This window comes from Candidatus Pelagibacter sp. Uisw_094 (assembly GCF_047729535.1).
In the GTDB taxonomy this organism is placed as follows: Bacteria; Pseudomonadota; Alphaproteobacteria; order Pelagibacterales; family Pelagibacteraceae; genus Pelagibacter.
In genome coordinates this window covers 1141646-1160410 of sequence record NZ_CP159823.1, presented here as the reverse complement: position 1 = coordinate 1160410, position 18765 = coordinate 1141646, and the positions used below count along the sequence as shown (strand labels likewise).

The window sequence follows — 18765 nt, the reverse complement described above, 5'->3', positions numbered from 1 at the left end:
TTATCTTTTTTCTAAATATCTCTGGTGGTATTCTTCAGCAGGGCAGTAATTTTTTAATAAAGAAGATTTTGTTACAACTTGTGCAGATAAACTTGAATTTATTTTTTTTAAAACATTCTCAGCAATTTCTTTTTGTCTGTCGCTTAAGTAAAATATTTCACTTCTATATTGTGTACCAAAATCTGGTCCTTGTGAATTTAAGGTCGTAGGGTCATGAATTTCAAAGAAAAATTCTAAAATTTTTTCATAAGATATGATTTTAGGATCAAAATCTAATTTAACAACTTCTGCATGATTTGTATTACCGGTGCATACTTCTTTGTAGGTGACTTCTTTGCTATCACCCCCACAATAACCAACTTCAGTTTTAATAACTCCCTCAAGTTTACTAAACTTAATTTCTGGTCCCCAAAAACATCCCAATCCTAATACTGCTATTTCCATTGATTATCCTTTAATTTGATTTACAAATTATTCTTATGCTGACTAAAAATCAATTAGGTTTTTTGTACATGTTTCTATCTGTATGTACCTTTTCTGTTATGGATTTGCTTGTAAAATGGTCAAGTGACTACCCAACGGGAGAAGTTTTATTTTTTAGAGGCTTTTTTGGGCTGCTGCCTACTTATTTTCTGATTCCAAAGAATAAATTAAAAAATTTTTACACAACTGAAAGATCAAAAGAACACTTATTTAGATGTCTTATGGGTTTAATGGCTCTAATAGCAATAGTTATTGCGTTAAGAGAGCTTCCTTTAGCAGTCGTTGTTAGCCTATCATATGCAGCACCACTATTTATTACCGTGTTATCAATTTTTTTACTAAGTGAGAAGGTAGGTGTTTTTAGGTGGCTGGCAGTCATAATTGGATTTATAGGTGTTATTATAATTGCAGAGCCAGGCTTTAAGGGCATGAATTACCTTTATTTTCTTCCTCTAATATTTTGTATTGGAATGGCTTTTGTAACCATTATGATTAGAAAACTATCTACAACAGAACCTATTTGGCTTATCTCAATTTTTTTTACAATTACTATTTCAATTGCTGGCTTGGCCACAATTCCAATGGGGTGGAAAATGCCAAACTTCCAAGATTTTATCCTTTTATCTTTAATTGGAGTAACAGGAGGTTCTGCAAATTTATTTTTAACTCAATCATATAAACTTTCTGAAGTATCTTTAGTAGCGCCTTTGAAATATTTAGCTTTGTTATTTGCTATATTTTTTGGTTATTTTATTTGGAATGAGATACCAACTATAAAAACACTAATTGGTGCATCACTTGTAGTTCTTGCGTCTCTAATAATTTTTAGAAGAGAAATTTATCATAAACAAAAAATACCATCCACTAACAGACATGAGTAAAAAACCAAAATATTGGAATACTGCAAAAAAATATTTATCTAATAAAGATAAAGTGATGTCTTTATTAATTAATAAATACAAATCTCCTTCAGAGGCTGTGCTTACTTCTAGAAAGGATATTTTTTTTTCATTATGTAAAAGTATCATTGGGCAACAAATTAGCGTTGCTGCTGCTAATTCTATATTTTCAAAATTTCAAAAAAAATGTAAAAATAAAATAAATGCTAAAACTGTTTCTGCACTATCCACTGCTCAGATAAAAAGCTGTGGATTAACTAAACAAAAAGTTAAAGGAATAAAAAGTTTAGCAAAACAAATATTAGATAAATCATTTAACCCTAAGTTAATTCCTAAAATGTCTGATGAAGAAGCTATTATTTACTTGTCTCAGTTAAGACAAATCGGAAGATGGTCAGCTGAAATGATTTTATTGTTTACTTATAATCGATCAAATATATGGCCTATACAAGATATTGGTCTTTTAAGGGGAATTTCAAAAAATTATAAAAAAAAATATCTACCACCAGAGTCTTATGTAAAATTATTAAATAAAAGATTTAGTCCATACTGCTCAGTTGCAACTTGGTATCTTTGGAGAAGTATAGATCCAGAACCTATTCAGTACTAAAACCTTCGATAATTTGTAAGTTTCGTTCAGTAGTATCTTTCGCTATAGCCCACCCATCTTGATATTCTTTAGAATCGTGGCATTTCATAGCTTGTTCATGATTTGGAAATTCCCAGATTACAGTTCTTGGGTAAATTTCACCCTCTAAAGTTTCAAATTTTCCACCTCTCACAAGAGGCTTTCCTCCATAACTTTTTATTATTTCAGTAACTTTTGAACCATAATTTTTTAAATTTTCTTGGCTATCTATTCTTTTGTATAAAGCGATCCAGTAGGCTTTCATTATTTCTCCTTTTTAAATAATTTTTTATATGATAATAAATTTCATGGCAGAGAAATTAATTATCACTTTTGATCAGTATACAAAAATTGTAGAAAAACTAGCAATAGAAATTCACAATAATTATAAGCCAACAGTATTAGTGGGTATTATGAGAGGAGCAGCTCCAATATTAGATATTCTTTCTAGAGTTCTAAAATTGCCTATAGCCTACATAGTTATCCAAAGTTACTCAGGAAAAGGAATGGAAGACAAACAAGGTCAATTGATGTTTGCTCGAGAAATTAGCTCCTTAGCTGAGAATAAAGATTTTGATAAAGTTTTATTAGTAGATGATTTGTCTGATACTGGATTAACTTTAAATAAAAGTATTGAGTGGTTAAAAAATTATGAGCCAACTAAAAATTATATAAATGAAGTTAAAACAGCATGTTTATGGAAAAAAAAATCATCTACATTTGAGCCAGATTTTTGTCCAGTAAAACTAGATTCAGACCCATGGATTGTTCAACCCACTGAACATTATGAAGATATGTCTATGGAAGAAATAATTAAGAGAAATAAATAGGGCTGGAATAATTCCAGCCCTAAGAATTATATTTTAAGCAACTGCAAAACTAACAACACTTAAGATTGCAATAACCCATATTGCTGGAGAAGTTGAAGAAAACTTACCAGTAAATAATCTGATTAATGCGTATGATACAAATGCTAAAGCAATACCATTACTAATGCTATATGTTAACGGCATAGCAATCATAGCAAGAATAGCAGGAGCTGCTTCACCAATATCATCCCATTCAATATCAGTTATGTTTCTAACAAAAAGAACAGAAACAAATACTAAAGCTGCACCATCAATTTGCTTAGGTAAACTTGTTGCTAAAGGAGCAAAGAATATACAAGCTAAAAATAGGAGACCAATTACTAAAGAGGTCATTCCTGTTTTTCCACCCGCTTTTACACCAGCACCAGACTCAACATAACTTGTTACAGTTGTTGTTCCCATCATTGCGCCAGCTACAGTTCCAACACTGTCAGCCATCATTGCTTTTTCGATATCTTTAACTTTACCATCTTTACCAACCTTACCGGCAACGTTTGCTACTGAAGTTAATGTTCCTGCAGTATCAAAGAAATCAACAAACAATAAAGTAAATACGACAGTCGTCATACCAGCTGTTAATGCTGCCGATAAGTCAAAATCAAATAGATAAGTCATTGGAGGTGGTGAGCTTGCAATTCCATTAAATTTAGCAAGTCCAGTAGCCCATGCAATAATACTGAATAACAAAATACCAATAATGATATTCCCTTTAATTTTCATTTTTTCAAGGACAACCATTAAAATAAATGCAGCACAACCCAATAGAACAAGTGGATCGCTCATGTCACCTAGTTGAACTAATGTTACTGGATTATCAACAACAACTTCCATAATTTGAAGTCCAATTATTGCTAAGAATAGCCCTATACCCGCACCAATTCCTAATTTTAAACTTTTTGGAATTGAATTAATCAACCATGCTCTGATAGGTGTTAATGAAATGATTAAGAATAAAACTCCAGCAACTAGTACGGCTCCTAAAGCCTCTTGAGGTGTATAGCCCATTCCAGCACAAACACCGAATGCAACGAATGCATTAATTCCCATGCCTGGTGCCAAACCTATTGGCCATGTTTTTCCATAAAAAGCCATTATGAAACAAGCAAGTGCCGTTGCAACAATTGTTGCCGTATATACTGCTCCAAATTCAAAGAAACCTTTTTCTGGTCCAGCAAATTCACCTGATAATATAAATGGATTTAAAAACATAATGTATGCCATTGTCAAAAATGTAGTGACACCAGCTATTACTTCTGTTTTAAAATCAGTATTGTGTTTTTTATAGTCGAAATATTTTTCTAACATTGATCCTCCTAAGATTAAGACCGACTAATATTAGATTAAATAGGAAAATACTCTTAAAAATCCAAGTTTATCAACATATTTCAACTTATAAGTTTATATTTATGCCATATTTTGGGTGTTATCATTAACTCATGGAAAAATTAAAACTTATTTTAATAAGCTTATTTTTTTTAACTTTTGTTGCTGGCTGCCAAACAATTAAAGATAAAACAGATGCAATTGTTGAAAAAGAAAATGCTAAGCTAAGTGAATACATTGGAAAAACTTCAAGTAATTTGCAAATGGATTTAGGCAAGCCAAATGAAGATTTTAAAAATGATAAGGGCAACTTAGTGCTTGTTTACAATACCAAAAAATATGGAATACTTTGTGAAAGAAGATTTGAAGTAGATTCTAATTCTATTGTAGTTGGCTTTGTTTCAAATGGTTGTTTCTAAAAATTAGAGGCTAAATTTTTTCAGAAATTTTTAACGCAAATGCATAATCAAGTGCAATTTCTTCTATAGCTCCATCTCTACCAGATTTACCACCATGACCTGCGTTCATTTCAGTTTTTAAAAGCAATAAATTATTATCAGTTTTATATTCTCTAAGTTTGGCAGTAAATTTTGCAGGCTCATCAAATAATACCCTGTTATCACTTAAACTTGTTGTGATCAGTATATGAGGATAATCCATTTTTTTAATATTGTTATAGGGAGCATAAGAATAAATATAATCAAAGTGATTTTTTTTATCTTTTGCATTTCCAAACTCATCAAATTCCCCAACGGTTAAAGGTAAAGAATGATCTAAATTAGTTGTCAAAGAGTCGACAAATGGTACGGCCATTATAATTCCTAGAAATAATTCAGGGGCTTGATTAACTACAGCACCCATAAGAAGACCACCTGCAGAGCCACCCATACCTATTATCTTATTTTTTGAGGTATAATTATTTTCAATTAGGTATTTTGCAGAGGCAATATAATCTTCAAAAGTATTTTTTTTATTAAGCAGTTTCCCTTCTTTCCACCACTTCATACCTCTTTCCATGCCCCCTCTAATATGAGCTGTAACCCAGATAATATCTCTATTAATTAAACTTAATCTAGTAGTAGAAAAACTAGGGTTCATAGAACTTCCGTATGAACCATAACCATAAAGCAATAATTTAGCACTTCCATCCAGTTTAGTATTTTTATGTCTTGTAATAGTAAGGGGCACCAATCTTCCGTCGTACGATTTACAATCAACCCTCTCTACGATGTAGTCATCAGGATTATGACCAGAGGGGATCTCTTGTTCTTTAACTAATTTTTTTTCTTTCGTACTTAAGTTATAACAATAAACTCTAGACTGTGTCTTAGGTGAAGAATAACTTATGTATATTTCATCTGTATTTTTATCTCTTTGTATTAAAGATGCTCCTGGAACATATACAGTTTCATCAGAAAAAATTAGATCTTCTTCTATTCCAGTTGTAATATTTTTTACAAATAATTTATCTAAAGCATCTGAAGTTTCAGATCTTATGATCCAATTTTTTAAAAATGTTAAACCTCCAATTAGAACTTCATCTTTTGCAGCAATAAAAGTTTTCCAGTCAGGTTTTTCTAAACTATCACTAATGTCTATTTTAAAATCTTCAGCACTTTCATTGGTATGATTGTAAAATTTACCATCCCAAGAATTAACAGAATAAAGAATTCCTCTTTGTCTTTTTTTTATTAATTTAGGTTTAGGATTTTTTTCATTAATATCGAAGTAATATTGTTCAGAAGTATTATGGTCTGAAGAGCTGATAAAAAAATATTTATCATCTGAGCTTAAACCAATTCCAACCGTAAAAGCTTCACTTTTTTCTTCAAAAATTAATTGATCTTCGCTAACTTTAGTTCCTAGTTTGTGTCTATAAATTTTTCTTGGTCTATGATTTTCATCAAGTTTTGAATAAAAAATATATTGATCATCCAAACTGAATGTTATGCCACCTGATGTCTCCTCTATCTTATCAGTAACTAATTTTTTTGTATTTATGTCTCTAATATATATTGTGTAATATTCAGAACCCTTTGTATCCAAGGAGTATCCCAAATATTTATCATTAAAACTAACTTCTAAATCGCCAACACCAAAGTATTCTACTTTTAGTTTTTCTTTTTCTTCATCACCATTCCAAATTTCTTCAATATTATTGGTTCCAATTTTTTTCCTTAATTTTATAGAATAGTTTCCTTTGGTAGTTGTTTTTGACCAATATTCATAATCAAAATCTTTAAAAGGAAGAGACTCATCATCTAATTTTATTCTTCCTTTGATTTCATCAAATAATTTTTTTTGAATGTTCTTGGTGTCTGATAAGTGAAAGTCAGTATAAGAGTTTTCTTCTTCTAGATATTTTCTGACTTCAGGGTTTAATTTTTTATTATCCTTCAAAACCTCCAAGATATTATCTTGATGTATCCAGCTATAATCATCTTCCCAACTAACATTATGACACGTTTTTATTTCTGGTTTTTTTTTTAGTTGTGGTATTTTCATGGATACAAATTAAATATATGAATATTATTATTTATACACTAGTTTTTTTGGGAATTATTTACTTTTTACTTAAATTAGTAGCCAATGCTTCATCAAAAAAAATATCAAAACATTTAAGAAAATTAATTTTTTTAGGTTTAATAATTTTAGCAATATTACTTGTGGTTGCAGGCAAGTTTTTGTTAAGTATACCACTTACGTTGTTGAGCTTAGCTTTAGTTAAACTAAAAGGGTTTTCAATATTTCAATTAATTGGATTATTTAGACTTATACAAACACTCAGAAGTTCTGGAAGATTTTCATTTAACCAAAATCAAAATATTAAAAATTCCTCTAAGATATCTAGAGAGGAAGCTTACAAAATTTTAAATTTAGATATAAAACAAAATATTACTAAAGATGATGTTAAAAATGCATATATAAAAATTCAGAAAAAAATACATCCAGACATCTCACCAGAAACTGCAAGATTATCAACGATTGTAAATGAAGCTAAAGAAATTGTATTACGGGATATTTCCTAGTTAAGAATTTTTTTTAATTGATTAAAAATTTTATCTGGATTAATTTTATCTTTACCTAGAGTATTATGTGTTACTGTATTTTCTCCATCTGGGATGAGTGGATACATTCTTGGACTATAATTCCCGTATATTAATGGTGTGTCTGCCATTAAAACAATTGTTTTAATACCAAGCCCTGATGATAGGTGACTAAAACTAGAGTCATTGCAAATAGAAACATCACAATTTTTAATTATTGGTAGAGTTTCTCTTATACTTAATTCATCTAAGGGAACACATTTGTCCTTAAATTCTGTATTAAGTATTTCTTTTAAAATTTCCTGTTCTTCTTTATCTTTACCAGTAGCTAAGAAAAATCTACATCTATAAATTTTTGAGATTAGATGCATAAGTTTTATAAATGTTGTAGCTGGAATTCTTTTAGTTGGACCCGATCCACCTATACCAAGTATAATATTTTTTTGATCATTATTAATTTTAAATTTTGATTTTATATCTTGTACAGATTTATCATTGATAAGAATTTTTGGATCACTCTCTATAGTTAAATTTAAGTTTTGTTTTATAAATTTTTTTGCAGCATCCACTATATGTTGATTTTTTTTTGTAAATAGAGGGTATTGATGAATATTTTTGATGCCAGCAAATTTTGCAACTAAATAAAATCTAAGCGATGAGTTAAAAATAAATATTTTATCAAAATTATGCTCTCTAAGCTCTTTTACTAAGTTTATAAATCCACTAAAACCTTGGTGTTTTGCGTTCTTGAGCTTATTACCTTGTTCAAGAATAATTATTTTTTCAATATTCTTATTATCTTCTAAGAATTGTTCTGTTTTTGAACTTTGTTTAGCAAGAATACTTACTGGTGTATTAAACTTTTTAGAAATAGCATCTATAAATGGAAGATAAATTATCATATCTCCAATCCCCATTTTATTTTGTACTACTAAAATTTTCATTTAATACTTTATCACCTTTACTAAATTTTTATTTTATATAAGTTTAGCATATGAGTAAAATTAAAGGTATTTACGCTGCATCGATGTCAGTATTTAATAGCAATTTAAGTCTAAACATTGAAAAGACTGTTAACCATGCTGAAAAAAAAATTGATATAGGCTGCCATGGTGTTGCTATCTTAGGAAGCACAGGACAAGCACAACTTATATCCATAAGTGAAAAAATTGCTTTATTAAATGAATTATCAAAAAGCAAATATAGGGAAAAATATTTAATTGGAACTGGGCTTAATTCTTTAAATGAAACTATAAATTTAATGAAGATTGCAACCTCTTTAAATTTTAGCGATTTTTTAATAATGCCACCTGCTTATTATAAGTATGGTGATAAAGATGTAATAGAGTTTTACTCAAGGGTGGTTGAGGCTGTGCCTGAAAGTAAGATTATTTTATACAACTTTGAAAAGTTGTGTGGTTACAAATTTAGCATTGAATGTGTTGAAGAGCTTGTTAAGAAGTTTCCAAAACAAATAGTTGGTGTTAAAGACAGCTCGTATAATCTATATGAAAATTTAAAGATTGATAATTTCTCGGTTATGCCAGGATCAGAGTTAAAACTCTTAAAAGGTCTTGAAATCGGATGTGATGGTATTATTACGGCAACTTGCAATGTAACAGCAAATTTATCTAGAAAAGTTTATGATGATTTTCATGAAAAAAAACAGCAAACTGTAAATGAGACTTTATGCAAGGTTAGAAGTACATTTGATCAATATAATTTAATATCAGGGTTACATTCTTTTATGTCAGATCAAGATGACAGTTACAAAAATGTTATACCACCGGTCAGTCTTTTAAATGAAAAAGATAAAAAACAACTTCTAGAAGATCTTGGTAAGCTTAATTTTACATTAGAATCCTCAAGGATGGCTTAAGTAGATTTAATAAGATTTTCCACAATATATTTTAACAAGAGACTATATTTATCAGTAATTAATTGATAAATCTAATTTTCTTAAAGTATGAAAAAAATAAAAAAAAACCCTATTAAAAAAAAATCTTTAGCAAAAGAAAAGGTTAAAAAAATTATAAATAAAAAACAAAAAAAAATTTTAAAAATAAAAAAAAATATTAATAACCAAAAAAAGATAAGTAAAAATATAAAAAAAAATAAGAAAAGAAAAAAAGTTAACACTAAAAAAAAAGCGACCTTAATATCAAGGGTAGTTACTCTTCAACATTCTTTAAAACCAGAATTTAATTTTAAAATCAATTTTAGTTTAGAAAAATATATTCAAGCATTTTTTGATAGTATTGCTAACAGAATACTTGAATACAAAATACTAAAAGCTGAAGAAAAAAGAAAAAAAAAACTTGAGGAAATTGAAAAAAAAGAAAAAGAAAAATTAAAAATTCAAAAACAAAAAGTAAAAGAAGAAGAGGAGCAAACTAAACTCAAAGAAAAAGCATTAAAAGATGAAATTAAAATTGAAAAAGAAAGAGCAAGAGACATAAAGTTATTTTTACGCAAGGAGCAAGCATTACTTAGAATTGAACATGCTGAGAGACAAAGACAATTTCTAAAACAATTACAATTAGAAAAACAAATAGAAAAATTTAGAATAAGAGAAATTAAAGAGTTAGAAAAACTTGAAAAAATTTCATTAAAAGAAAAAAGAGATGATTATGCTGGTCTTCAAGTAAGAATAGAAAAATTAAAAGATAAATATAGAATTATAAGAGATCAAAAAATAAGAGAAAGAGTAGAGGCTCTAGGAGTAAAAATTCAAGGTGATGAGGATAGAAAAACTTTACTCCAAAAAGAGAAAAACTATAAAATTGCAAGACAAAAAATAGAGCTTTCTCTTGAAAGCTTTTATAGAAGTGCGAGTAGTTTAGTTTTTCAATTAAACAAACGGCATATCACTAGACATATGTCTATTTTTAGATGTATTGACCAAAGATTTGAAACTGGTGAAATCTTTATTAAATGGGACGAGGCACCAGATGAAGAGTGGTTGTTGTTAATTTATATAAAAAATAATTCACCCGATGAAGGAATAGTTATTGAAGACAAATCAGACCCTGAGAAAAATTCTTCTCATGAATTCAAATCAAATGAAATATTTAAAGCCTCTGATTTAATGGTCGACTCGTTAACGCAGTTAATTGCAAGAAAAAGAGCTAAAAAAGATTAAATTAGATACTATTTTCTTTAATTAATTTTTCAATTTCGGGTATCAGTTCACGACTTTTAAATGAGGGATAAAATTTTAATGCATTCTCAATACTCTTAATTGCTTTTTCGTATTCTTGAATTTTTATAAAAATTCTTGCTTGTCCTGATAAAGCCCCAAAGTGTCTAGGTTCCATATTCAAAACTTTATCAATATCATTCAATGAGTTTGTAAACTGGCTCATTAAAAAATATACAGTTGCTCTTTTATTCCAAGCTTCAGTCCATTTGGGGTCATTATCTAATACATTGCTAAAAACCTTTAATGCATAATTATAATCACCATATTGCATCAGCTCAGTTCCAAACTCTAATTTTTCAGTTAATCTAAAGTCATTGGGATGTTCATTCCAAATAGACCAAATTTTTTTTTCCAATAAAGCAGCACTCTTTGAATTGTTAATAGTTTGAAGTTGGTCGAAAAGATTATTTAAGATATCTTTTTGAGAAGACTGCGCAGAAGAAATAAAACTAAATATAAATAAAAATAGAATAAAAATTTTCATATCGAAAATATATTTTATTCAGTATCCCTTCTCAACATTAAAAGACTATTTTAAAAGCTGTTTTTTATTTTTTAGAAATAAAAAGAAGGCAATAATCTCATAAAAAAATGAAAATAAAGTAAAGATTATAGGGGCTTTAAAAAAACTATAAAGAAACTTGTATTTAGGAATTTTTTTCCACACTAATAAAAAGGCTTCTGCTCCTCCAATTACCTTCTCCCCATCTTTAATATGAAGTCTACGTAAAAGGCTCTTAGAATTTTTTTGAGTTTCTATTTCTGCAGATTTATTATTTGTGATATCTACCCACTCAATATCTTTAACACCCTGTTTTTTGTACAAGTTTATTTCAGCACGGCAAATTTTACATGAATTATTAAAATAAACTTTCACAATCTATTTTTTATCTTTCCAAGCTGTCATCCCACCAGTCATATTTTTTACATTTTTTATTCCCATCTCTTGCATAGTTTTTGTTGCAAGTGTACTTTGACCTCCAAGACCACAAAAAACTATATATTCTTTATCAGGATTTTTTTTAAACATTTCATTTTCTAAAGGACTTCCATCAGCAAGGTAAAATTCTAATAGGCCTCTTTCTAAATTCACAGCATTACCAATAGTTTCTGACTCAAAACTATTTTTATCTCTTACGTCTATAAATTGAACATTTGGGTCATTTAATTTTTCTTTGGCCTCATCAACCGAAATATTTTTTATTTCATTAGAAACGCTCATTAATTCATTAAATTTTTTCATTATATTGTCCTTTTTTTAATTTAGTTCTAAATTATATAGAATCCGATAGATTGTACATGTGCGAAATACAACAATTGAAAAAATAATTTTATCTATTACTTGTTATCTATGAGTGATTTTTTTACTAAAACAGATTTATCAAGGAAAGATGCAGAAAGCATTATTTCTGAAACATTAAATAATTGTGATGATGGTGAGCTTTACTTGGAAAATTCTAAAAGTGAATCTATTGTACTTGATGATGATAAAATAAAGAGTTCCAGTTATAGTTCTGATCTCGGATATGGCTTAAGAGCTGTAACAGGTGAAGTAGTGGCTTATTCCCATTCAAATGAAATTTCAAAAAAATCATTAAAACAATCTGCTAGTAATCTAAGCTCAACATTAAAATCTCAAAATGGTAACTACAATCATGAAATTCCACAAACTAATGAAAAATTTTATAAAGATGTTAATCCGATAGAAGAAAAATCACTACAATCTAAATTGGATCTTTTAAAAGAAGTTAACAACTATACGAGAGCCAAAGGTGGAATGGTTCAACAAGTTACTGCCAGTTTTGCAGGCGAGCATAAATCTATAGAAATTATAAGATCTGGAGGCGAGGTCTTAACAGATGTTAGGCCTTTAATTCGTTTTAATGTTTCGGTCATGCTTGAGAAAGATGGAAAAAAAGAAACAGGAGTTTATGGAATTGGTGGAAGACAATCTTATGATGAATACCTTAAAGATGATAATTGGAAAAAAGTATGTGATGAAGCATTTAGAATTGCTTCAGTAAATCTTGAAAGCAAACCTGCGCCAGCAGGAGAAATGAAAGTTGTTTTAGGATCGGGCTGGCCAGCAATACTCATCCATGAAGCTATAGGACATGGTCTTGAAGGTGACTTTAATAGAAAAAAAACATCTGCTTTTCATAATTTAATGGGTCAAAGAGTTGCCAGTGAAGGTGTTACTATTGTTGATGATGGAACTCTTCATAATAGAAGAGGAAGTCTAACAATTGATGATGAGGGGACACCAACTGAAAAAACTGTTTTAATAGAAAATGGTATTTTAAAAAATTTTATGCAAGATCGACTAAATGCAAGGTTAATGAATACAAGATCAACAGGTAGTGGTAGACGAGAAAGTTACAAACATGTTGTTCTTCCAAGAATGAGAAACACAATGATGTTAAATGGAAAATATTCTCAAGAAGAGATGATTAAATCGGTTGATAAAGGAATATTTGCAGTAAGCTTCGGGGGTGGACAAGTGGATATTACTTCAGGAAAATTTGTATTTAACTGTACAGAAGCTTATGAAATTATTAATGGTAAAATAGGATCACCCATTAAAGGAGCAACATTAATTGGTGATGGTCCTTCAATTTTAAAAGAGGTTTCATTAGTTGGAAATAATATGATGCTTGACCCAGGTATTGGAACTTGTGGAAAAGCAGGACAAGGTGTTCCAGTAGGTGTGGCACAGCCATCGATCTTAATTGATAAAATGACTGTCGGTGGAACTCAATTATAAATCATATGGTTAAAGATCAAGATTATTTAAAAAAGACAGCTTCTTTTTGCATAGATTTAGCAAAAAAACTAGGAGCAACAGATTCAACTGCTGCTGTGATGCACTCCATCTCAGAAACAGTAAACTTTAGAAATAAAAAATTAGATGAATCTGATAGATCGGATAGCTTAGGTGTTAGCCTTACAACCTATATTGGTAAAAAAAAATCAAGTATTTCTTCTTCAAATCTTACAGAAGAAAATATCAAAACATTGATAGAAAGATGTATTGAAACAACAAAAATTACTCCAGAAGATGAAAATAATTCATTACCAGATAAAGACTTACTAGCTAATAAAATTAATGATCTAAATTTATATGATGATGATCATATAGAGAATGATGAAAAAATTGAATATTTAAAAGAAGTGGAGGAGGCCGCATTTCAAAAAAAAGAAATTATCAATACAGAAACTGGTTTCTCCGAGTCAAAATCAAATTTTATACTAGCAAGCAGTGATGGCTTTTTAAACGGTTATAAGTCTTCTTCTTTTTCAGCATCATGTGTTGCGGTAGCAAAAGATTCTAACAATAAAATGGAAAGAGATTATGAGTTTACTAGCACTTGTCATCTAAATGATATGTTAAAGCCAAGCCAAATTGGCGCAATGGCAGCAAAAAAAACATTACAAAAATTAGATCCAAGAAAAATAGAAAGTGAAAAAATTAGTATTGTCTTTGATAGAAGAATTTCAAAAGGAATATTGAGTGTTTTTGCAAGTGCAATATCTGCCTCATCTATTGCAAGAGGTACATCTTTTTTAAAAGATAAAATTAATGAAGAAATATTTACATCTTCAATAAATATTTTTGATAAACCCAATATAGTTAAAGGATTAGGATCAAGATATTTTGATTCTGAGGGAGTGAAAACTGATGAATTAAAATTGGTAGATCAAGGTATTTTAAAACATTATTTAGTAGATACTTATAATGGGAAAAAGCTAAACCTAAAGTCAAACGGCAGAAGTGGAGGAACAAGTAATCTATATTTTGAAAAAGGCTCTATTTCATACAAAGACTTATTAAAATTAAATCAAAGAACTTTATACATTACAGAAACAATTGGACATGGAAGCAATTTAGTTACAGGAGATTATTCTGTGGGTGCCACAGGGTTTATGGTTGAAAATGGAGTGTTTAAATACCCAGTAAGTGAGATAACTATTGCAGGAAATTTTAAAGATATATTCAAAAACATTACCTTAGCTGACGATCTTGAGTTTAGATATTCTACAAATGCTCCTACGATGTTAATAGAAGGTATGGTAGTTGCAGGTAAATGAAGGACTTTTGTGTTATTGGTTCTGGCATTTCTGGTGCAACAATTGCAAACTCTCTTAGTAAAAAATATTCATTAGATGTTTATGATAAGGCAAGAGGGGTTGGGGGAAGATCATCTAATAAAAAGCTTAATAAGAATGAAAGCTTTGATCATGGTGTTCAGTATATTTCACCAAAAAGTATTCAATTTAAAAGTTTTATAAAAAGTTTAATTTCAAAAAAAATTCTTAAAAAGTGGAGAGGGAGACATGTATTTTTAAATATAGATAAAAAAAAGATAAAAAACATATTAAGATAATTGGTAAAAAAGGCAATAATGCAATTAGCAAATATTTATTAAAAAATATTAATTGTAATTTTAGTAGTGAGGTTATTAAAATTGCTAATAAAAAAAAAGTTTGGGAAATATCTTTTTCGGACGGGTCAATAAAATTTTATAAATCTTTAATATTAACCTGTCCATTCCCTCAATTAAAAAAACTTTCAAAAAAATATATTAAACATTCATTTATCAATAAAAGAATTAAAATGGATGCGAATATAACTGTCATGATGACTACAAAAAAAAGTAAACTTAATGTTAGTAGTTATTTTTTTAATGATAAAATTTTAGGCTGGGCTGGAAATGAAAATAGTAAAATGCGTTTTAAAAGTAAAAATGATCTTTGGACCCTACAAAGTACTTACTCATGGGCAAATAAAGAGATTAATAAAAATCGAGAAAATAATAAACTAAATACAAAAACTTTAATTGAGCAGTTTTTCAAACTTACAGGTATCAAAAAAACTAAAGTTTTATTTTCATTAAATCATGGCTGGAAATATTCATCCAACTCAAAACCTTTAAGAATTAAAAGTTACTGGAATTCCTCGTTAAACCTTGGAGTTTGTGCGGATTGGTTTGTTGGACCTAGATTAGAATCGGGATGGATAAGTGCTCAAGATCTTTTTAATAAAATGAATAAATAATTTTATTCAAACTTTTTAACCTTATATTCCCAATTTCCTAATCTAGAATAAGTAACTTTTAAAATTAAAGAATTTTTTTTATTAAACCATATATCAAAATTAAGTCTTTTATCTTTTGGTAAAGACATGTCTTTTGAGGTTAATTTAAAATGATCTACCTCATAAGTTTTACCATAAAGTTCAATTTTTTCTTTACCAATAAACGTTACTACCTGTTCTTTGATACTACCTGATACTGGGCTAATCTGACTATCAGTTTGTAAAATTTTGTGGCTCCACCAGTTTCCAATTACGTTTTTTGTTGATGCCATACCACTATAGGAAGAACCTTGAATATCAAATTTATCTGTTTGTTCATTAAATTCTAAATCTACATATTTTTCTTTATCATTTTGAAGTGTTTTAGAATTAAAAGAAATCAATTTATCTTTAATATATTTTTCCTCTCCGTACCCTTCAATTTCAAAAATTGTTGCCCCAAATAACTTTACTGTAAACTTAATTTGATTTGTGACTGTTGTGTTATCTCCATCCTTTTTAAAAAAATAGTAATTATAGCCGATAACTTCACCATCTTTTAAAATCTCCATTTCAATTTTATTAAATTTACTATAATGCGCCATGTGGGCATTAGAGCTAAGTGAATATGTTAAAAAGAAAATTAGTATAAAAATTTTTTTCATAAAGTATTAACAATAATAGACTTTAATTTTAAAAGAAGTAATTTATTAAAAAATGTTATTGAAAATCAAAAATATTCCTAAAGTTTATTGGAGTTCTGAAAAACCATTAAATCTTAAACCAAAAATTTCAACTTTCTTTTTTTTGTGTCTTGGATTAATTTTATTTGGTTTAGGTGAGGGATTATTAATTGTCTCTTTTGCTGGAGCCTCACCTTGGTCTGTTCTTGCACAAGGTATTGCATTGAATGTCGATTTTTCTACTGGAATAATAACTATATTTGTAAGCATTGGTGTTTTATTATTGTGGTTACCTTTAAAACAAAAACCTGGAATTGGAACAATCTTAAATGCAATAATTATTGGCCTGATGATTGATGTCTGCATAAAATTTGTGCCAACACCTGAAAATTATATTTATCAAATATTTTTGGCCATTATAGCGGTACTCACAGTAGGGCTTGGTGGTGGCATTTATCTAGTGGCTAATTTAGGAGCTGGACCAAGAGATGGACTAATGGTTGGTTTACAAAAAAAAACAAATTTACCGATTGCTATTGTTAGAGCTTTTCTTGAAATTACAGTGATGTCTATCGGTTGGTATTTGGGTGGTACAGTAGGAGTTGGAACTTTATTATTTGCTTTTGGAATTGGACCAGCTGTTGCTCTTAGTTTATTTATTGTTGGAAAGTTTTTTAATTAAAGAGGTGTTGACGATTTTTCGTTCTTTTTTCTATCATTAGGATTAAGAATTGCTTTTCTCAATCTAAGAGATTTAGGGGTAATTTCTAAAGCCTCATCAGTGTTTAACATACTTAATTGCTCAGCAATTGACATTTGTCTTACTGGAGTTAGCACAACGTTTTCGTCAGTTCCTTGAGTTCTCATGTTAGTTAACTGTTTACCCTTCATAACGTTAATAATCATATCACCAGCTTTTGGGGCCAATCCAACAATCATTCCTTCATAAACAGGATCGTTATGAGTTACAAACATTTCACCTCTCGCCTGTAAGTTAAATATCGCAAATGCAACAGCTTTTCCGTTTGCCATTGAGATTAAAGCACCATTTTTTCTGCCATCCATCTCACCTTCAAATTTTCCGTAACCATGGAAGATTCTATTAATCACACCAGTACCTTTTGTTAAAGTTAAAAATCTACTTGTGTAGCCCATCAAGCCTCTTGTTGGTGCATGAAAGATTAATCTTTTTTTATCTTTTCCTGTATCTTTAAGATCAAGTAATTTACCTTTTCTTCTGTTCATCGAATCAATAATCTTTGATGAAAACTCTTCATCTAAATCAACTGTGATTTCTTCAATAGGCTCCATTCTGTTTCCATTTTCATCTTTTTGAAACAAAACTTTTGGAGGGCTTACTGTCATCTCAAAACCTTCACGTCTCATTTGCGTTAATAAGATTTCAAGCATTAATTCACCACGTCCACTAATTACAAAAGCATCTACATTATTATTTTGAGAAAAAGAAATCCCAACATTGTTTTGTGCTTCAGTGACCAATCTATCTCTGATTTGAGTACTTGTTAATTTTTTACCTTCTGTCCCAGCTAAAGGTGAACTATTAACACTTATAGTAATAGACATAGTGGGAGGATCTATGGGCGTTGCGTGTATTGGTTCAGTCACTTCTAGATCACAAATTGTATCAGCTACGTTAGCTTTTTCTAAACCTGCAATTATAACAATATCACCCGCTTCACCAACTTCGATGGGTACTTTTTTTGTTCCCTCGTATCTAAAAATTTTAGTTAATCTACCTTCATCAACTTTCTCACCTTTAAGATTTATTGCCTTAATAGGTTGATTAGCTTTTGCTGTACCTTGAGATATTTTTCCAACCAAGCTTCTTCCTAAAAAACTATCTGCATATAATAAAGTAGATAGCATTGCGAAAGGCTTCGTTTTATCAAGCTCAGCAGGGTTTACATGCTCTATAATCAAATCTAATAGTGGGTGAAGATTTTCTCTTGGCCCATCAACTTCTTTGCTAGCCCACCCAGATCTTCCACTAGCGTATAAAACTGGAAAGTCTAATTGCTCTTCATTTGCATCTAAACTTACAAATAAATCAAATGTTTCATCTAAAACTTCGTCAGCTCTTTGATCTGCTTTATCTAATTTGTTAATTATAACAATTGGTCTTAATCCTTGCTTAAGAGCTTTTGCTAAAACAAATTTTGTTTGAGGCATTACACCTTCAGCAGAATCGATAAGTAATAATGCTCCATCAGCCATACTTAATACACGCTCAACTTCTGCAGCAAAATCTCTGTGACCAGGTGTATCAATAATATTAATTCTTGAATCTTTCCAGTTGATTGAAGCAGGTTTAGCTAAAATAGTAATTCCTCTTTCTTTTTCTAGCTCACCAGAATCCATTAACCTTTCATCAACAACTTCATTTTCTCTAAATGAACCACTCTGTTTCATAAGGGTATCAATCATGGTAGTTTTACCATGGTCGACGTGTGCAATAATTGTGATGTTTCGAATATTGTTTTTCATAATTTGAGGCTCTTATACATCAATTGAGTCATTTGAAAACTTAAAAAAACCC

The 18765-nt window shown here is 29.4% G+C and carries 22 protein-coding genes; 12 read left to right on the top strand and 10 right to left on the bottom strand.

Annotated features, from left to right (window positions below):
- On the bottom strand, nt 1-444 hold the full coding sequence (gene msrA / locus ABXT72_RS06365; protein ID WP_415278109.1) for a peptide-methionine (S)-S-oxide reductase MsrA: 444 nt from the start codon (nt 442-444) through the stop codon (nt 1-3).
- A gap of 35 nt (nt 445-479) precedes the next feature.
- Between msrA and ABXT72_RS06360 the strand changes: the two genes are divergently transcribed.
- Together ABXT72_RS06360 and ABXT72_RS06355 are read left to right on the top strand one after the other, a co-directional pair.
- Nucleotides 480-1364, top strand: coding sequence for a DMT family transporter (locus ABXT72_RS06360; RefSeq protein WP_415278108.1), 885 nt, complete (start codon nt 480-482; stop codon nt 1362-1364).
- Complete coding sequence (locus ABXT72_RS06355; RefSeq protein WP_415278107.1) at nt 1357-1992, top strand: DNA-3-methyladenine glycosylase family protein; 636 nt, start codon at nt 1357-1359, stop codon at nt 1990-1992. Before ABXT72_RS06360 ends, ABXT72_RS06355 begins: the two co-directional genes overlap by 8 nt.
- Here ABXT72_RS06355 and ABXT72_RS06350 read toward each other — a convergent pair.
- Nucleotides 1979-2275: a DUF1330 domain-containing protein gene (locus ABXT72_RS06350; RefSeq protein ID WP_415278106.1), complete on the bottom strand. Its 297-nt coding sequence runs from the start codon at nt 2273-2275 to the stop codon at nt 1979-1981. The two genes, ABXT72_RS06355 and ABXT72_RS06350, sit on opposite strands and share 14 nt — an antisense overlap.
- Before the next feature lie 28 nt (nt 2276-2303).
- Here ABXT72_RS06350 and ABXT72_RS06345 point away from each other — a divergent pair, with 28 nt between their 5' ends.
- Complete coding sequence (locus ABXT72_RS06345) at nt 2304-2840, top strand: phosphoribosyltransferase (RefSeq protein ID WP_415278105.1); 537 nt, start codon at nt 2304-2306, stop codon at nt 2838-2840.
- A gap of 33 nt (nt 2841-2873) precedes the next feature.
- Here the strand turns inward: ABXT72_RS06345 and ABXT72_RS06340 are convergent, their stop codons facing one another.
- Nucleotides 2874-4184 carry an NCS2 family permease gene (locus ABXT72_RS06340; RefSeq protein ID WP_415278104.1) on the bottom strand — a complete coding sequence of 437 codons (1311 nt, stop codon included), beginning with the start codon at nt 4182-4184 and terminating at the stop codon, nt 2874-2876.
- A gap of 131 nt (nt 4185-4315) precedes the next feature.
- On the opposite strand from ABXT72_RS06340, the gene ABXT72_RS06335 reads away from it, so the two are divergent.
- Nucleotides 4316-4621, top strand: coding sequence for a hypothetical protein (locus tag ABXT72_RS06335; RefSeq protein ID WP_415278103.1), 306 nt, complete (start codon nt 4316-4318; stop codon nt 4619-4621).
- Between the two features lie 10 nt (nt 4622-4631).
- Here ABXT72_RS06335 and ABXT72_RS06330 read toward each other — a convergent pair whose 3' ends face one another.
- Nucleotides 4632-6707, bottom strand: coding sequence for a S9 family peptidase (locus ABXT72_RS06330; RefSeq protein WP_415278102.1), 2076 nt, complete (start codon nt 6705-6707; stop codon nt 4632-4634).
- Nucleotides 6708-6724: 17 nt separating this feature from the next.
- Between ABXT72_RS06330 and ABXT72_RS06325 the strand changes: the two genes are divergently transcribed.
- Nucleotides 6725-7231, top strand: coding sequence for a J domain-containing protein (locus tag ABXT72_RS06325; RefSeq protein ID WP_415278101.1), 507 nt, complete (start codon nt 6725-6727; stop codon nt 7229-7231).
- On the opposite strand, the gene ABXT72_RS06320 is transcribed toward ABXT72_RS06325, so the two are convergent.
- Nucleotides 7228-8193 (bottom strand): glycosyltransferase family 9 protein, encoded by a 966-nt coding sequence (locus ABXT72_RS06320; protein ID WP_415278100.1) that lies wholly within the window; start codon nt 8191-8193, stop codon nt 7228-7230. The genes ABXT72_RS06325 and ABXT72_RS06320 overlap by 4 nt on opposite strands.
- Nucleotides 8194-8243: 50 nt before the next feature.
- Between ABXT72_RS06320 and ABXT72_RS06315 the strand changes: the two genes are divergently transcribed.
- Both ABXT72_RS06315 and ABXT72_RS06310 read left to right on the top strand, forming a co-directional pair.
- On the top strand, nt 8244-9128 hold the full coding sequence (locus ABXT72_RS06315) for a dihydrodipicolinate synthase family protein (RefSeq protein ID WP_415278099.1): 885 nt from the start codon (nt 8244-8246) through the stop codon (nt 9126-9128).
- Nucleotides 9129-9215: 87 nt separating this feature from the next.
- Nucleotides 9216-10391: a hypothetical protein gene (locus ABXT72_RS06310; RefSeq protein ID WP_415278098.1), complete on the top strand. Its 1176-nt coding sequence runs from the start codon at nt 9216-9218 to the stop codon at nt 10389-10391.
- Nucleotide 10392: 1 nt separating this feature from the next.
- On the opposite strand, the gene ABXT72_RS06305 is transcribed toward ABXT72_RS06310, so the two are convergent.
- The 3 genes from ABXT72_RS06305 to ABXT72_RS06295 are packed head-to-tail and all read right to left on the bottom strand — an operon-like array spanning nt 10393 to nt 11694.
- Nucleotides 10393-10935 (bottom strand): tetratricopeptide repeat protein, encoded by a 543-nt coding sequence (locus ABXT72_RS06305; RefSeq protein ID WP_415278097.1) that lies wholly within the window; start codon nt 10933-10935, stop codon nt 10393-10395.
- Between the two features lie 45 nt (nt 10936-10980).
- Complete coding sequence (locus tag ABXT72_RS06300) at nt 10981-11328, bottom strand: thiol-disulfide oxidoreductase DCC family protein (RefSeq protein ID WP_415278096.1); 348 nt, start codon at nt 11326-11328, stop codon at nt 10981-10983.
- 3 nt (nt 11329-11331) lie between these two features.
- Entirely contained in the window at nt 11332-11694 is a 363-nt protein-coding gene (locus tag ABXT72_RS06295) for a rhodanese-like domain-containing protein (RefSeq protein WP_415278095.1), read from the bottom strand.
- 108 nt (nt 11695-11802) lie between these two features.
- On the opposite strand from ABXT72_RS06295, the gene tldD reads away from it, so the two are divergent.
- The 4 genes from tldD to ABXT72_RS06275 all read left to right on the top strand — a co-directional run bounded on the left by tldD (nt 11803) and on the right by ABXT72_RS06275 (nt 15507).
- Nucleotides 11803-13215: a metalloprotease TldD gene (gene tldD / locus ABXT72_RS06290; RefSeq protein WP_415278094.1), complete on the top strand. Its 1413-nt coding sequence runs from the start codon at nt 11803-11805 to the stop codon at nt 13213-13215.
- A gap of 5 nt (nt 13216-13220) precedes the next feature.
- Entirely contained in the window at nt 13221-14540 is a 1320-nt protein-coding gene (locus ABXT72_RS06285; protein ID WP_415278093.1) for a TldD/PmbA family protein, read from the top strand.
- Nucleotides 14537-14836 (top strand): NAD(P)-binding protein, encoded by a 300-nt coding sequence (locus ABXT72_RS06280; protein WP_415278092.1) that lies wholly within the window; start codon nt 14537-14539, stop codon nt 14834-14836. The genes ABXT72_RS06285 and ABXT72_RS06280 overlap by 4 nt, the downstream gene beginning before the upstream one ends.
- A 230-nt stretch (nt 14837-15066) precedes the next feature.
- On the top strand, nt 15067-15507 hold the full coding sequence (locus tag ABXT72_RS06275; RefSeq protein ID WP_415278091.1) for a hypothetical protein: 441 nt from the start codon (nt 15067-15069) through the stop codon (nt 15505-15507).
- A 2-nt stretch (nt 15508-15509) separates the two neighbouring features.
- Here ABXT72_RS06275 and ABXT72_RS06270 read toward each other — a convergent pair whose 3' ends face one another.
- Nucleotides 15510-16190 carry a DUF6134 family protein gene (locus tag ABXT72_RS06270; RefSeq protein ID WP_415278090.1) on the bottom strand — a complete coding sequence of 227 codons (681 nt, stop codon included), beginning with the start codon at nt 16188-16190 and terminating at the stop codon, nt 15510-15512.
- A 52-nt stretch (nt 16191-16242) separates the two neighbouring features.
- Between ABXT72_RS06270 and ABXT72_RS06265 the strand changes: the two genes are divergently transcribed.
- Entirely contained in the window at nt 16243-16890 is a 648-nt protein-coding gene (locus ABXT72_RS06265; protein WP_415278089.1) for a YczE/YyaS/YitT family protein, read from the top strand.
- Here ABXT72_RS06265 and typA read toward each other — a convergent pair.
- Nucleotides 16887-18713, bottom strand: a complete 1827-nt coding sequence (typA, locus tag ABXT72_RS06260) for a translational GTPase TypA (RefSeq protein WP_415278088.1) — start codon at nt 18711-18713, stop codon at nt 16887-16889. The genes ABXT72_RS06265 and typA overlap by 4 nt on opposite strands.
- Nucleotides 18714-18765 lie beyond the last annotated feature (52 nt).